At 63.6% G+C, this 14,047-nt stretch carries 11 protein-coding genes and 1 riboswitch; of the genes, 4 read left to right on the top strand and 7 right to left on the bottom strand.

The window, feature by feature from the left end:
- Nucleotides 1-108 precede the first annotated feature (108 nt).
- Nucleotides 109-1,515, bottom strand: coding sequence for an adenosylmethionine--8-amino-7-oxononanoate transaminase (locus F6X61_RS21130; RefSeq protein WP_153788370.1), 1,407 nt, complete (start codon nt 1,513-1,515; stop codon nt 109-111).
- Nucleotides 1,516-1,753: 238 nt separating this feature from the next.
- Between F6X61_RS21130 and F6X61_RS21125 the strand changes: the two genes are divergently transcribed.
- From F6X61_RS21125 to F6X61_RS21115, 3 genes are all read left to right on the top strand, one after another.
- Entirely contained in the window at nt 1,754-3,607 is a 1,854-nt protein-coding gene (locus tag F6X61_RS21125) for a flavin monoamine oxidase family protein (RefSeq protein WP_153788368.1), read from the top strand.
- A 322-nt stretch (nt 3,608-3,929) separates the two neighbouring features.
- Nucleotides 3,930-4,481, top strand: coding sequence for a cytochrome b (locus F6X61_RS21120; RefSeq protein ID WP_153788366.1), 552 nt, complete (start codon nt 3,930-3,932; stop codon nt 4,479-4,481).
- Nucleotides 4,482-4,515: 34 nt separating this feature from the next.
- Entirely contained in the window at nt 4,516-5,094 is a 579-nt protein-coding gene (locus F6X61_RS21115) for a YceI family protein (RefSeq protein WP_110994160.1), read from the top strand.
- A gap of 127 nt (nt 5,095-5,221) precedes the next feature.
- On the opposite strand, the gene F6X61_RS21110 is transcribed toward F6X61_RS21115, so the two are convergent.
- The 5 genes from F6X61_RS21110 to ahcY all read right to left on the bottom strand — a co-directional run bounded on the left by F6X61_RS21110 (nt 5,222) and on the right by ahcY (nt 11,734).
- Complete coding sequence (locus F6X61_RS21110; RefSeq protein ID WP_178125867.1) at nt 5,222-7,123, bottom strand: DEAD/DEAH box helicase; 1,902 nt, start codon at nt 7,121-7,123, stop codon at nt 5,222-5,224.
- A gap of 222 nt (nt 7,124-7,345) precedes the next feature.
- The gene (locus F6X61_RS21105) at nt 7,346-8,146 is read right to left on the bottom strand and encodes a substrate-binding periplasmic protein (RefSeq protein ID WP_371923741.1); all 801 of its coding nucleotides are present in this window, start codon (nt 8,144-8,146) and stop codon (nt 7,346-7,348) included.
- A 37-nt stretch (nt 8,147-8,183) separates the two neighbouring features.
- Nucleotides 8,184-9,260: a hypothetical protein gene (locus tag F6X61_RS21100; RefSeq protein WP_153788364.1), complete on the bottom strand. Its 1,077-nt coding sequence runs from the start codon at nt 9,258-9,260 to the stop codon at nt 8,184-8,186.
- A 78-nt stretch (nt 9,261-9,338) separates the two neighbouring features.
- Nucleotides 9,339-10,184 (bottom strand): methylenetetrahydrofolate reductase [NAD(P)H], encoded by an 846-nt coding sequence (gene metF / locus F6X61_RS21095; RefSeq protein ID WP_153788362.1) that lies wholly within the window; start codon nt 10,182-10,184, stop codon nt 9,339-9,341.
- 140 nt (nt 10,185-10,324) lie between these two features.
- A complete protein-coding gene (gene ahcY, locus F6X61_RS21090) occupies nt 10,325-11,734 on the bottom strand; it encodes an adenosylhomocysteinase (RefSeq protein ID WP_110994162.1) in 1,410 nt (469 codons plus the stop codon).
- Between the two features lie 21 nt (nt 11,735-11,755).
- Nucleotides 11,756-11,851, bottom strand: a riboswitch (S-adenosyl-L-homocysteine riboswitch).
- 179 nt (nt 11,852-12,030) lie between these two features.
- Here ahcY and F6X61_RS21085 point away from each other — a divergent pair.
- On the top strand, nt 12,031-12,432 hold the full coding sequence (locus F6X61_RS21085; RefSeq protein WP_125465821.1) for an acyl-CoA thioesterase: 402 nt from the start codon (nt 12,031-12,033) through the stop codon (nt 12,430-12,432).
- Between the two features lie 96 nt (nt 12,433-12,528).
- Here F6X61_RS21085 and F6X61_RS21080 read toward each other — a convergent pair whose 3' ends face one another.
- A complete protein-coding gene (locus F6X61_RS21080) occupies nt 12,529-13,764 on the bottom strand; it encodes a sodium:proton antiporter (protein WP_153788360.1) in 1,236 nt (411 codons plus the stop codon).
- Between the last annotated feature and the right edge of the window lie 283 nt (nt 13,765-14,047).

Raw genomic sequence — 14,047 nt, 5'->3', positions numbered from 1 at the left:
GTTGTCATAGACCCTGTGGGAGCGGGTTTACCCGCGAATTCAGCGGCGCGGCCACCATCGTATTCGCGGGTAAACCCGCTCCCACAGGGTATGCGGCGATGCTGCAGGCTAGCCCGGATCGCGGAAGTCGGGGTGGAAGTTGGCCGGTACCGCCACGCTCACATGAGTGCGGGTAGCAATATCGATACCTTCGCTGGCCACTTCGGCGAGGAAGTCGATCTGCTCCGGGGTGATCACGTAAGGCGGCAGGAAGTACACCACGCTGCCCAGCGGGCGCAACAGCGCGCCACGGGTCAGGGCGTGCTCGAACACCTTCAGGCCGCGACGCTCCTGCCAGGGATAGGCGGCCTTGCTGGCCTTGTCCTGGACCATCTCGATGGCCAGGGCCATGCCGGTCTGGCGGATCTCGGCGACGTGGGCATGCTCGGCCAGGTGCGCGGTGGCACTGGCCATGCGTGCCGACAAAGCCTTGTTGGCCTCGATCACGTTGTCCTGCGCGAAGATGTCCAGGGTCGCCAGGGCCGCGGCACAGGCCAGCGGGTTGCCGGTGTAGCTGTGCGAGTGGAGGAACGCGCGCAGGGTCGGGTAGTCGTCGTAGAAGGCCTGGTAGACCTTGTCGGTGGTCAGGCAGGCGGCCAGCGGCAGGTAGCCGCCGGTCAGCGCTTTGGACAGGCACAGGAAATCCGGGCGGATGCCGGCCTGTTCGCAGGCGAACATCGTGCCGGTGCGGCCGAAGCCCACGGCGATCTCGTCGTGGATCAGGTGCACGTCGTAGCGGTCGCAGGCTTCGCGCAGCAGCTTGAGGTAGACCGGGTGGTACATGCGCATGCCGCCGGCGCCCTGGATCAGCGGCTCGACGATCACCGCGGCGATGGTCGCGTGGTGTTCGGCCAGGGTCTGCTCCATGGCGGCGAACATGTTGCGCGAGTGTTCCTCCCAGCCCATGCCCTCGGGGCGCAGGTAGCAGTCCGGGCTGGGCACCTTGATGGTGTCCAGCAGCAGTGCCTTGTAGGTTTCGGTGAACAGCGGCACGTCACCCACCGACATCGCGGCGATGGTCTCGCCGTGGTAGCTGTTGGTCAGGGTAACGAAGCGCTTTTTCGCAGGTTTGCCGGTGTTCTGCCAGTAGTGGAAGCTCATCTTTAGCGCCACTTCGATGCACGACGAGCCGTTGTCGGCGTAGAACACCCGGTCCAGGCCGGCCGGGGTCATGGCCACCAGGCGCTCGGACAGCTCGATCACCGGCTGGTGGCTGAAACCGGCCAGGATCACGTGTTCGAGCTGGTCGACCTGATCCTTGATGCGCTGGTTGATGCGTGGGTTGGCGTGGCCGAACACGTTGACCCACCAGGAGCTGACCGCGTCCAGGTAGCGCTTGCCCTCGAAGTCCTCGAGCCATACGCCTTCGCCGCGCTTGATCGGGATCAGCGGCAGTTGCTCGTGGTCTTTCATCTGGGTGCAGGGGTGCCACAGGACCTTGAGGTCGCGTTGCATCCACTGATCGTTGAGGCCCATGGGCACTTCTCCTGGCTTGGCGGCGTGGCTTGACCGCGTAAGCCTAAGCAATGCCGGGGGGCAGAACAACCGTCAGGCGCACTGGTGGCCACTGGCCCATAACAAAAATGTGAACAGGCAAAGGCACTTGTTGTCGCTGGCTGGCGAGGTGTGGCGACCTGACGTATTCTTAACACCACTTGCCCCGGGGTGTCCTTCCCCCTTCCCATCCCACGTTTCTCTACCGGAGTTCGCCATCATGGCTGCTGCTTGGGTGCGCCTGTGCGCGTTTGTATTGATTGGTGTATCCAGCGCCGGTGCGCTGGCCAAAGACAAGACGGCGATCGTCGTCGGTGGCGGCCTGGCCGGTTTGACGGCGGCCTATGAGCTGCAGAGCAAGGGCTGGCAGGTCACCCTGCTGGAGGCCAAGTCGGGCATGGGCGGGCGTTCGGGCCTGGCCACCAGCGAGTGGATCGGCAACAACAAGACCCAGCCGGTGCTCAACCAGTACCTGGAACGCTTCAAGGTCGGTACCTTGCCGGCGCCGGAGTTTGTCCGTACCCCTGGCTACCTGATCGACGGCGAATATTTCAGCGCCACCGACCTGGCCACCAAGCAGCCGGCCACGGCCGAGGCGCTAAAACGATACGAGAAGACCCTGGATGACCTGGCGCGCTCGATCGAAGACCCGCTCAATCCGGCAGCCAACAGCACCCTGTTTGCCCTCGACCAGATGAACGTGTCGACCTGGCTCGATAAGTTGCAGCTGCCGGCGACCGCCCGTCAGCTGGTGAACCAGCAGATCCGCACCCGCTACGACGAACCGTCGCGCCTGTCCTTGCTGTATTTCGCCCAGCAGAACCGTGTGTACCGCAATGTCAGCGACCGTGACCTGCGCGCCGCGCGCCTGCCCGGTGGCAGCCCAGTGCTGGCCCAGGCCTTCGTCAAGCAGCTCAAGACCATCAAGACCAGCTCGCCGGTCACGGCCATCGTCCAGGACAAGGACGGCGTGACGGTCAAGGTCGGCTCCGTCGGCTACCAAGCCGATTACCTGGTCATGGCCGTGCCGCTGCGAGCGCTGGCCAAGATCCAGATGACCCCAGGCCTGGACAACCAGCACCTGGCCGCGCTCAAGGGCACCAACTACGGCTGGCGCGACCAGCTGATGCTCAAGTTCAAGAGCCCGGTCTGGGAAAGCCGCGCGCGCATGTCGGGTGAAATCTTCAGCAACACCGGCCTGGGCATGCTGTGGATCGAGCCGGCGCTCAAGGGTGGCGCCAACGTGGTGATCAACCTGTCCGGTGACAATGCCCGCCTGCTGCAGGCGTTCGGCGACAAGCAGATGGTCGATCAGGTGCTGATCCGCCTGCACGCGTTCTATCCCCAGGCCCGTGGTGCCTTCACCGGCTACGAAGTGCGCCGCTACAGCACTGACGCCGGCATGGGCGGCGCCTACCTGGCCTTCGGCCCTGGCCAGATCAGCAAGTACTGGCGCCTGTGGGAGCGCCCGGTGCAACGCATCACCTTTGCCGGCGAACACACCGACGCGCTGTACCCGGGCACCCTTGAAGGCGCCCTGCGCAGTGGCCAGCGCGCCGCAGGCCAGGTGCAGGACCTGGCGGCGGGCAAGTCGTTCGACCCGGTCAAAGCGGTCGCCGCCACTGCAGCTGCAGGTACCGTGGCGGCAGTGGCAGCCAAGGACAAGGATAAGGGAGGGTTCTTCTCCAACCTGTTCGGCGGCTCGTCCGACAAGGCCGAAAAGGCAACCGCCAAGCCAGAACCTGTGAAGGTTGAAGAGGCCAAGCAGGACAAACCGGGGTTCTTCTCGCGTCTGTTCGGCGGTGGCGACAAGCCTGAGGTCAAGGCCGCGCCGGTCGCCAAGGTTGAAGAGGTGGCGCCGGCTCCGGCCCCAGCGCCGGCCCCGGCAGCCCCTGCCGTGGTGGCCAAGGAAGAGCCGGTCAAGGCCGCCCCTGCCAAAGCCGCGCCGGCCAAGCCTGCCGCGCAGAAGCCGGCAGCCAAGCAGGCACACAAGCCTGCGCCAGTGAAGAAAACCACGGCCAAGAGCGAGCCTGCGAAGAAGGCGGTGGTGAACAGCCAGGCCAAGGCTGACTGAGCCTTAGCGGGCTTGTACGTCCCCTGTAGGAGCGGCCTTGTGCCGCGAAAGGGGTGCGAAGCGCCCCCAGGACCTTGGATGTGTCTCAAGATTGCTGGGGCTGCTCCGCAGCCCTTTCGCGACACAAGGCCGCTCCTACAAGTAGCCAGCGCAAGACATACAGTGCAGTACCCGTGGGAACGGCTATCGTTAACGTTTCCTTAATGGCAAGCTTGGAGAATTGCTATCGGATTTCTCGATAATCCGAAGCAAGTTTTTCCGCTTTTATTCGATACGTTACCCGCTAGTCTTGTGCACAGCTTTCACGGGGAAATACGCCAACATGCAACTGCGCAACTCATCTTCTCGCTATGGCCTGGTCAGCATCGTCCTGCACTGGGGTGTGGCGCTGGCGGTCTTCGGGTTGTTCGGCCTGGGGCTGTGGATGGTCGGTCTGGATTACTACGATCCGTGGCGCAAGTCCGGGCCGGACCTGCACAAGAGCATTGGCCTGGTACTGCTGGCAGTGATGCTGTTGCGCGTGCTCTGGCGTTTCGTAAGCCCGCCGCCGCCGGCACCGGCCAATCATGGCAAGGTTACACGCCTGGCCGCCAAACTCGGGCACCTGGCGCTGTACCTGGGGCTGTTCGCAGTGATGATTGCCGGTTACCTGATCTCCACTGCCGACGGCGTCGGCATCCCGGTGTTCGAACTGTTCGAGGTGCCGGCATTGATCAGCGACCTGCCTGACCAGGCCGACACTGCCGGGGTCATCCATTTGTGGCTGGCCTGGGGCCTGGTTATCTTCGCCGTGCTCCACGCACTGGCGGCACTCAAGCACCATTTCATCGACCGTGACGCGACCCTGACTCGTATGCTGGGCCGCAAAGCTTGACTCTCAACCTCAATTGCAAAGGAAGGAAGTAAGGATGTTGAAAAAGACTTTTGCCGCTCTGGCGCTCGGTACCGCTCTGCTCTCCGCCGGCCAGGCCATGGCCGCCGAATACAAGATCGACAAGGAAGGCCAGCACGCGTTCGTCGACTGGAAAATCAGCCACCTGGGCTACAGCTTCATCCACGGCACCTTCAAGGACTTCGACGGCAACTTCACCTGGGACAGCGCCAAGCCTGAGGCCAGCAAGATCAACGTCGATCTGAAAACCGCCAGCCTGTGGTCCAACCACGCCGAGCGTGACAAGCACATCGCCAGCAAAGACTTCCTGGATGTGAAGAAGTACCCGGAAGCCAAGTTCGTTTCCACCAGCGTCAAGTCCACCGGTGAAAAGACCGCCGACGTGACCGGCGACCTGACCATGCACGGCGTGACCAAGCCTGTGACCTTCAAGGCTACCTTCAACGGTGAGGGCAAGGACCCGTGGGGCGGCGAGCGTGCAGGCTTCAACGCCACCACCACTCTCAACCTGAACGACTTCGGCATCAAGGGCCCGGGCGCGACTTCCCAGACCCTCGATCTGGACATCAGCGTCGAAGGCGTGAAGCAGAAGTAATTTGCCTCAGTAACAAGAACGCCGCCCATTGGGCGGCGTTTTCATTTTTGGCCTCATCGCGGGGCAAGCCCGCTCCCACAACAGCCAGCCTGGCTTTGTGGGAGCGGGCTTGCCCCGCGATCGCTTGTTAACCCTTGCGGGTCAACAGCGCCGGGCGCTCACCGCGTGGGCGGCTTGGCAGGTCGTCCAGTTGCTCGGGCGTTGGGTAACGGTCGAGCTTGGATTCCTTGCGGATGATGACCGGTGCCGGCTGCGAATCGCGCGGATTGCGCACGGCCGGCTCTTGGCGGGCCGAATCGTCACGGCGGTTACGGCCGCCGTTGTTGTCGCGACGGGCGCTGCCATTGCTGCCGCCACCGTTACGGGCGCGTTTTTCGCCCGAGCCCTGGTTCTGGCCCTGGCGCTGCTGGCCATTGCCACGACCCTGGCCCTGAGCCTGACCACCGGCACCGCTACGCTGACCTTGGCCTTGGCCGCCATTACCACCCGGGCGACGGTTGCGGCCCTGGTTCTTGGCGTTCTGGTAGGGGCTGACGTAGTCGGCACGGTTACCGAAGTTATCGATATCGTCGTCCAGGAACTCTTCGGGATCACGGTTGGCCGGCGCCGGTTGCGCAGCCTTCTGGCCCTGGCCGCCCTGCTGCTGGCGGGGTTTGCCATCGCGAGGTTTACGCTGGCGGCCCTGCTGCGGCTTGTCTTCGGCCTTGTCCTTGTCTGCCGACTTCTCGGCTGCCGGCTTGCTCTTGCCTTGATCCTTGCCTTTGTCCTTGCGCCCGCCGCTGCCTTCTTTCTTGGCATCGCCACGAGCCTGCTGGTTGCGGCCACCGCGCCCGGCGTTAGGCTGGCGCTCGCGCACCTCCGGTTTCTCTGCTTCGACTTGCGAAGCATCGAAGCCCATCCAGTCGCCATCCGGGATCTTCTGCTTGGTGACGCGCTCGATGCTCTTGAGCAGCTTCTCTTCATCCGGGGCGACCATCGAAATGGCTTCGCCGGAGCGACCGGCACGGCCAGTACGGCCAATGCGGTGAACGTAGTCTTCCTCGACGTTGGGCAGCTCGAAGTTGACCACATGGGGCAACTGGTCGATGTCCAGGCCGCGTGCGGCGATATCGGTGGCCACCAGCACGCGCACGGTGTTGGCCTTGAAGTCGGCCAGCGCCTTGGTGCGCGCGTTCTGGCTCTTGTTGCCGTGGATCGCGGCGGCGGTCAGGCCGTGCTTTTCAAGGTACTCGGCCAGGCGGTTGGCGCCGTGCTTGGTGCGGGTGAACACCAGCACCTGCTCCCAGGCACCGAGGGTGATCAGGTGTGCCAGCAGCGCGCGCTTGTGGCTGGCGGGCAGGCGGTAGACGCGCTGCTCGATACGCTCGACGGTGGTGTTCGGCGGCGTGACCTCGATGCGCTCGGGGTTGTGCAGCAGCTTGTCGGCAAGGTCGGTGATGTCTTTGGAGAAGGTGGCCGAGAACAGCAGGTTCTGGCGCTTGGCCGGCAGGCGCGCCAGCACTTTCTTCACATCGTGGATGAAGCCCATGTCGAGCATGCGGTCTGCTTCGTCCAGCACCAGGATTTCGACGTGGGACAGGTCGACGCTGCCTTGGCCGGCCAGGTCGAGCAGGCGGCCAGGGCAGGCCACCAGTACATCGACGCCCTTGGCCATGGCCTGGACCTGCGGATTCATGCCGACGCCGCCGAAGATGCAGGCGCTGATGAAGTTCAGGTCACGGGCATAGACCTTGAAGCTGTCATGCACTTGCGCGGCCAGCTCACGGGTCGGGGTCAGCACCAGCACGCGCGGCTGGCGCGGGCCGTGGCGTTGCGATTTGTCGGGGTGGCCACCCGGGAACAGGCGCTCGAGAATAGGGAGCGCGAAGCCGCCGGTTTTACCTGTACCTGTCTGGGCGGCAACCATCAGGTCGCGGCCTTGCAACACGGCGGGAATGGCCCGCTGTTGCACTGGAGTGGGCTGGGTATAGCCCGCAGCTTCGATAGCGCGGACAAGTGCCTCGGAGAGACCGAGGGAAGCAAAGGACATGGGCAATCCTGTTCTCGTGGGGGCTAGGCCCTATGGGGTGTTCTGCCTGGCGCGACGGGCATCGGAGGGATGCGATCGCGTCCGGTCCAGCTGGGCGTTTACCGTGCATCCTGGAGGTGGCGGGTGGGCACTGTGTGTGCTGCGCCGCTGCTCGAGATGCCTGCAGTGAGGCCGAGCGTCCGGGCGTGAGCCGGGCGGGAAGGCCCGAGTATAACAGAGCAATCAGCGTGTGCTGCGTTCCTGCTGCTCAACGGCGAAAGGAATAGCGTCTTCGCCGATATAGCGCGCATTGATGGCGGCGTAGGCGGGCTCCTGCTTGAAGCGTCGCAGCTCATCGGAGAACGCCTGGGCCAGTTGCTCGCGGCCCGGCTTGCGGGCCAGGCCCAGGTATTGGCTCTGGCGGGCGATCACCAGCGGCAGCGCTTCGACCTGCTGGTCAAGCCCGAGGCTGCGGCTCAGGTAGCGCCCGACCTTGCGGTCGGTGATCAGCAGGTCGATGCGCCCCAGTGCCAGCTTGCCGAAGTTGGCTTCGTGGCTGGGCGCCGATTCGCGGCGAAACAGTGTGGACTCGTTGAAGGCATTGCCATAGGCATAACCCGGTGAGGTGCCTACGGTCAGGCCGGCGAGGTCTTCGAGTGCCTGCACGGCATGGCGGCGGGTGCGGGCTTGGTACAGGACGAACTCGACGTCGGACATCGGCTCGTCCGGGTAGACCATGTAGGCCTGGCGCGAGTCGACACGGAAGATGTCCATCACGCCATCGGCCAGGCCCTGCTGGATCATCGCCAGGCAGCGCTTCCAGGGCATGAACTCCCATTGCACGTCGACCCCCAGGCGCTTGAACACCTCATTGGTCACTTCGTAGTCGATGCCCTTGGGCTGGCCGTTCTCTTGATAGAGATAAGGCGCCCAGTCATCGCTGACGATGCGCAGGCGTTCGCTGTGGGCCAGTGGGCTCAGGCAGACAAGCAGCAACAGGCTCAAGGGGCGTAACAGGCTGAGCAGGACGCGGGGCAGGGTCAAGACTGGCTAGTCCGCGATAGCGTGCCCGGCATGCCGATCAGCCTTGGTGCTGTTTCAGCAGGTGGGACTCGACTTCGCCGCGGCGGCTGCCCAGTGACAGGCGCAGGCCTGGATGGCGCAGGAAGCGTCGCAGCTGCTCCGGGTCTGGCTGGCCATGACGCTGGCTGAGGTTCTCCAGGGCCTTGTCCCACCAGGCCGAGGCGCAGGCGCGGTCGAATTCGTTGGCATACGGATAGCAGCCGTACAGCAATTCGCGGGCGAACTGCCGATGCTGGCCGGGGAGCATGTAGGTCAACGCCTTGTAGCTCAGGCGGTGCAGGGCGGGTGGCCGTGGCAGTTGGTCGTTGACCAGTGGCACATCGGCCAACGCCGCCTCGCTCAGCATGGCTTCGCCGTGCTTGCGCAGCCAGGCCTGGATCTTGGCGCGGAACTGGGCCTTGCGGCTCCAGTAGTGGTGGATGACGTCGGTGCAGGCGCTGACCTTGAGCGTGCGATAGGCCGCCACCGCCAGGCAGAATTCCTCGAGGGTATAGGCTTTTGGGGCGAGCGGGTGGAACTCGTCCATCATCGCGATGGACTGGTCGAGCAGCGCTGCGTCGCTGGCGTTCAGGCCGATCACCCCGGAGTTGAGCAGTGGCATCTGCTCATCGGCCAGGCCGCGCTCCTCGAGGATGCCCGCCAGGGCCTGGTGCAGCACGCAGTGCGGGTTGTCGCCAAAACGCCCGCCGATGGCGTTGCATAGCAGCGTGCCGGGCACGACGCGGCGGAACAGCTGCATGGGCGAGGCGCGGAAGAAGGTGTCGGTGTCGATGAGCACCGCCAGCGGGTGCTGTTCGAGGATCTGGCGGATCAGTACGTGCTTGCTGCGAAAGTGATAGCCGTGGGGCTGGTTCCAGGCCTTGCGGGTGGCTTCGTCCAGCAAGTGGGCGGTTACCGGCAGCTGGCGATAAGGTTCGAGGTTGTCGGTGTAGACCTGGATGTCGACGGCTTCGCCGGGCGTGCTGCGCAGGTGCGCGAGGGCGCTGACGATGCTGAAACAGGCTTCCTGGTGATAGGTGGCCGGGCCGAATGCAAGGTAGACAAGCTGAGGATTGGCGGAGACTGGGTGCTGCATACGGGCCGTTAACCTATCGCGAGGCAAAAGTGAAGAAGGCTTTAGCCTAAGCCAAAGCCTTCTTCAAGGCGACGATTTTCAGCGCGGCAGCTTCAGGTTGTTCCAGATCGCCAGGCTCGGCTCGGCCTGGTTCAGGGTGTAGAAGTGCAGGCCCGGTGCGCCGCCTTGCAGCAGTTGTTCGCACATGCGGGTGATCACTTCTTCACCGAAGGCCTGGATGCTGGCGGTATCGTCGGCATAGGCTTCCAGCTGCTTGCGGATCCAGCGCGGGATCTCGGCGCCGCAGGCGTCGGAGAAACGCGCCAGCTTGCTGTAGTTGGTGATCGGCATGATGCCGGGCACTACCGGGATGTCCACGCCCAGCTTCTGTGCGCGCTCGACAAAGTAGAAGTAGCTGTCAGCGTTGAAGAAGTACTGGGTGATGGCGCTGTCGGCACCGGCCTTGACCTTGTGCACGAAATTGGCCAGGTCGCTCTCGAAATTGCGTGCCTGTGGGTGCATCTCCGGGTACGCGGCCACTTCCAGGTGGAAATGATCGCCGGTTTCCTGGCGGATGAACTCGACCAGGTCGCTGGCGTAACGCAGCTCGCCGCTGGCCATGCCCATGCCCGAAGGCAAGTCGCCACGCAGGGCAACGATGCGCTTGATGCCGGCGGCCTGGTATTCGGCCAGCAGGGTGCGCAGGTCGTCCTTGCTGTCGCCCACGCAGGACAGGTGCGGGGCAGCGGGCACCTTCACCTCGTTCTCCAGCTGCAGCACGGTGTTGAGCGTGCGGTCGCGGGTGGAACCACCGGCACCGTAGGTGCAGGAGAAGAAGTCTGGGTTGTAGCTGGCCAGTTGGCGGGCGACGCCCATCAACTTTTCGTGGCCGGCGTCGGTCTTGGTGGGGAAGAACTCGAAACTGTAGCGGCGTTCTTGTGACATCACTCGTTCCTTCGGCAGTGGGCCATCGGCTGCTGCCTGCAAATAAAAGCCAGGGCGGTGGGGGCCGGCCTGGCTCGGACATCGGTTCGAAACGTTGCCTGCCGGCATCAGGCGTGTGCCTGGTGCCGGCAGCCAGCCGCTTAGTAGCGGTAGGCGTGCGGCTTGAACGGACCTTCGACGGTCACACCGATGTAGTCGGCTTGCTGTTTGGTCAGTTTAGTGACCACGCCGCCGAAGCCGCGGACCATTTCCAGGGCCACTTCTTCGTCGAGTTTCTTCGGCAGTACTTCGACGGTCAGACGTTCGGCTTTCTTCTCGGCCGAGAGGTCGGCGTACTTCTGCTCGAACAGGAAGATCTGGGCCAGGACCTGGTTGGCGAACGAACCGTCCATGATGCGGCTTGGGTGACCGGTGGCGTTGCCCAGGTTCACCAGGCGGCCTTCGGCCAGCAGGATCAGGTAGTCGTCGTTCTGCGGGTCGAAGTCGCCAGCGCCGGTGCGGTGGATCTTGTGCACCTGCGGCTTGACCTCTTCCCATGCCCAGTTCTTGCGCATGAAGGCGGTGTCGATCTCGTTGTCGAAGTGACCGATGTTGCACACCACGGCGCGCTTTTTCAGGGCCTTGAGCATGTTGGCGTCGCAGACGTTGACGTTACCGGTGGTGGTGACGATCAGGTCGATCTTGCCCAGCAGGGCCTTGTCGATGCTCGCTTCGGTGCCGTCGTTGTTACCGTCGATGAACGGCGAGACCAGCTCGAAGCCGTCCATGCAGGCCTGCATGGCGCAGATCGGGTCGACTTCGGTGACCTTGACGATCATGCCTTCCTGACGCAGGGACTGGGCCGAGCCCTTGCCCACGTCACCGTAGCCGATCACCAGGGCTTGCTTGCCCGACAGCAGGTGGTCGGTACCACGCTTGATGGCGTCGTTCAGGCTGTGACGGCAGCCGTACTTGTTGTCGTTCTTGCTCTTGGTGACCGAGTCGTTGACGTTGATCGCCGGGACTTTCAGCTCGCCCTTGGCCAGCATGTCCAGCAGGCGGTGAACGCCGGTGGTGGTTTCTTCGGTCACGCCGTGTACGCGGTCCAGAACGGCCGGGTATTTCTTGTGCAGCAGCTCGGTCAGGTCGCCGCCGTCGTCGAGGATCATGTTGGCGTCCCATGGCTGGCCATCCTTGAGGATGGTCTGCTCCAGGCACCACTCGTACTCTTCTTCGGTTTCACCTTTCCAGGCGAACACCGGGATACCGGCGGCAGCGATCGACGCGGCGGCCTGGTCCTGGGTGGAGAAGATGTTGCAGGACGACCAGCGCACTTCGGCACCCAGGGCAACCAGGGTTTCGATCAGCACGGCGGTCTGGATGGTCATGTGGATGCAGCCCAGGATCTTCGCACCCTTGAGCGGTTGCTCGGCCAGGTACTTGCGACGCAGGCCCATCAGTGCAGGCATTTCCGACTCGGCGATGATGGTTTCGCGACGACCCCAGGCGGCCAGGGAGATGTCAGCGACTTTGAAGTCGGTAAAACCGGCAGGCGTGTTTGCAGCGCTCATGAAGAGCCTCCATTCGTAGTGTGCGAATGGGCGCCGTTGTGCGTTGAGCGTCCGCGTGGCGGACAACGCCCCAACCGAGCCTGACAGGACGAACCTGCTGCAGCGCCCCTCGGTCGGGTGGCGGGATGGCCACCACTGCGGGGGGCCATTTTGATCGGCAGCGATTATAGCCGTGCGCGTGTGACACACCCAAGACTTTCTGTCGATTAATCGCGACGATAGTCGATGGTAAATGGAGCGTGACTCGCCGGTCTGCCATCATTACCGCACGTCAAACTGGCAGGTCAGGAGTCACGATGAACTTTCACACCCGCAAATGGGTAAAACCCGAAGACCTCAACCCCAACGGCACGCTGTTCGGCGGCAGCCTGCTGCGCTGGATCGACGAGGAAGCGGCGATCTACGCCATCGTCCAGTTGGGCAACCAGCGTGTGGTGACCAAGTACATTTCCGAAATCAACTTTGTCAGCGCCTCGCGCCAGGGCGACATCATCGAGCTGGGCATCACCGCCACCGAGTTTGGCCGCACCTCCATCACCCTCAAGTGCGAAGTGCGCAACAAGATCAGCCGCAAGGCCATTCTCACGGTGGACAAGATGGTCTTCGTCAACCTGGGTGAAGATGGCCAGCCGGCACCGCACGGGCGCACCGAGATCAAGTACATCCAGGACCAGTTCCCGGACAGCGCCGTAGAGTAAGTTCTGCGCTGGCTTCTTCGCGGGTAAACCCGCTCCCACAGGCTCTCGCAACACCTGTGGGAGCGGGTTTACCCGCGAAGAAGCCAACACGATGTATCAGGCCTGCTGGCTCACGCCCTTCACCACCTTGCCGATCGTCAGCCCCTGCACCAGGATCGACGACAACACCACGATGTAGGTGATCGACAGCAACAGGTCGCGCTCTTCGCCTATCGGCAACGACAGCGCCAGCGCCACCGAAACGCCCCCGCGCAAACCACCCCAGGTGAGCACACGAATGGTGCCCTGCGGCACCGTGCGCCAGCGGCGCAACAGCACGATCGCCGGCGCCACGGTCAGCAGGCGCGAGGCCAGCACCGCCACCGCCAGCACGCCACCCGCCGCCAGGTGCAGCCAGTTGAACGGCAGCAGCAACAGCTCCAGGCCGATCAGGGCGAACAGCAGGGCGTTGAGCATGTCGTCGATCAGTTCCCAGAACCCGTCCATGTAGCGGCGGGTCATGTCGTTCATCGCCAGGTTGCGCCCCAGGTTGCCGATGATCAGGCCGGCCACCACCATGGCGATCGGCGCCGAGACGTGCAGTTCGTAGCACATCGCCGAGCCGCCGATCACCAGCGCCAGGGTCAGCATCACCTCTACCTGGTACTGCTCGACGCTCTTGATCATGCGGTAGGTGGCATAGCCGATCAGGCCACCGAAGACCACGCCGCCAATCGCTTCACGGGCGAACAGCAGGGCCGTGTCGGCAACGCTCGGCGTTTCGCCCAGCTGGATGATGCCCAACAGCACGGTGAACACCACCACCGCGGTGCCGTCGTTGAACAGCGACTCGCCGACGATGGTGGTCTTCAGGGGTTTCGACGCGTTGGCGGTACGCAATGCGCCGAGTACGGCGATCGGGTCGGTTGGCGAGATCAGCGCGCCGAACAGCAGGCAGTAGATCAGTGGCACGTTCCAGCCGAACAGGCCGAACACCCAGTGCGCCAGGTAGCCGATCACCACGGTGGCGATCAGCACCCCGAGGGTGGCCAGCAGGCCGATCGGCCAGCGGTAGCTGCGCAGGTCGGCAAGGTTGACGTGCAGGGCGCCGGCAAACAGCAGGAACGCCAGCATCCAGTGCATCAGCAGGTCGTTGAAGTCGATCTGGTTCATCAGCCCTTCGACGCGTTCTTCAAGGCCGGGGAAGCCGATCAGGCTCAGGCCCTGGAGCATCAGGGAGAACAGCAGCGCCGTGACCATCACGCCGATGGCGGGTGGCAGGCCGATGAAGCGGTAGTTCACATAGGTGAGGAGGGTGGTGAGGCAGATAAACGCGGCAACTAATTCAAGCATCCCGAATCCTGTAACAGTGGCTTCCAAGTCGTTACCCGAATGGCTCGGGCAGTTCTTGGATGATCTGGCACGGCGCTCGGGACACACCTTATGACCGGATTCGTAGAAATGGTTCCTGTTATGGCTCTGTGGTGTTAACTGTGGTGCTGCTGTCTTGGGTTACTTGCACTGGCCTCATCGCCGGCAAGCCGGCTCCCACCTGACCCTGGACTGCCCCCAAGAAGTTGGACACCAATCCAACCCTTGGGGGATTTATGGGCAAGTACACCGAGCGCTTCAAGCT

Source organism: Pseudomonas sp. EMN2 (assembly GCF_009650555.1).
GTDB classification, from domain to species: Bacteria; Pseudomonadota; Gammaproteobacteria; order Pseudomonadales; family Pseudomonadaceae; genus Aquipseudomonas; species Aquipseudomonas sichuanensis.
The sequence above is the reverse complement of the archived record's forward strand: the minus strand, read 5'-3'. Positions and strand labels throughout refer to the sequence as shown.

Bases quoted from the DNA above. Each gene is read 5' to 3' on its own strand.
- F6X61_RS21130 (WP_153788370.1), bottom strand. From the start codon at position 1,515: ATGGGCCTCAACGATCAGTGGATGCAACGCGACCTCAAGGTCCTGTGG.
- F6X61_RS21125 (WP_153788368.1), top strand. From the start codon at position 1,754: ATGGCTGCTGCTTGGGTGCGCCTGTGCGCGTTTGTATTGATTGGTGTA.
- F6X61_RS21120 (WP_153788366.1), top strand. From the start codon at position 3,930: ATGCAACTGCGCAACTCATCTTCTCGCTATGGCCTGGTCAGCATCGTC.
- F6X61_RS21115 (WP_110994160.1), top strand. From the start codon at position 4,516: ATGTTGAAAAAGACTTTTGCCGCTCTGGCGCTCGGTACCGCTCTGCTC.
- F6X61_RS21110 (WP_178125867.1), bottom strand. From the start codon at position 7,123: ATGTCCTTTGCTTCCCTCGGTCTCTCCGAGGCACTTGTCCGCGCTATC.
- F6X61_RS21100 (WP_153788364.1), bottom strand. From the start codon at position 9,260: ATGCAGCACCCAGTCTCCGCCAATCCTCAGCTTGTCTACCTTGCATTC.
- metF (WP_153788362.1), bottom strand. From the start codon at position 10,184: ATGTCACAAGAACGCCGCTACAGTTTCGAGTTCTTCCCCACCAAGACC.
- ahcY (WP_110994162.1), bottom strand. From the start codon at position 11,734: ATGAGCGCTGCAAACACGCCTGCCGGTTTTACCGACTTCAAAGTCGCT.
- F6X61_RS21085 (WP_125465821.1), top strand. From the start codon at position 12,031: ATGAACTTTCACACCCGCAAATGGGTAAAACCCGAAGACCTCAACCCC.
- F6X61_RS21080 (WP_153788360.1), bottom strand. From the start codon at position 13,764: ATGCTTGAATTAGTTGCCGCGTTTATCTGCCTCACCACCCTCCTCACC.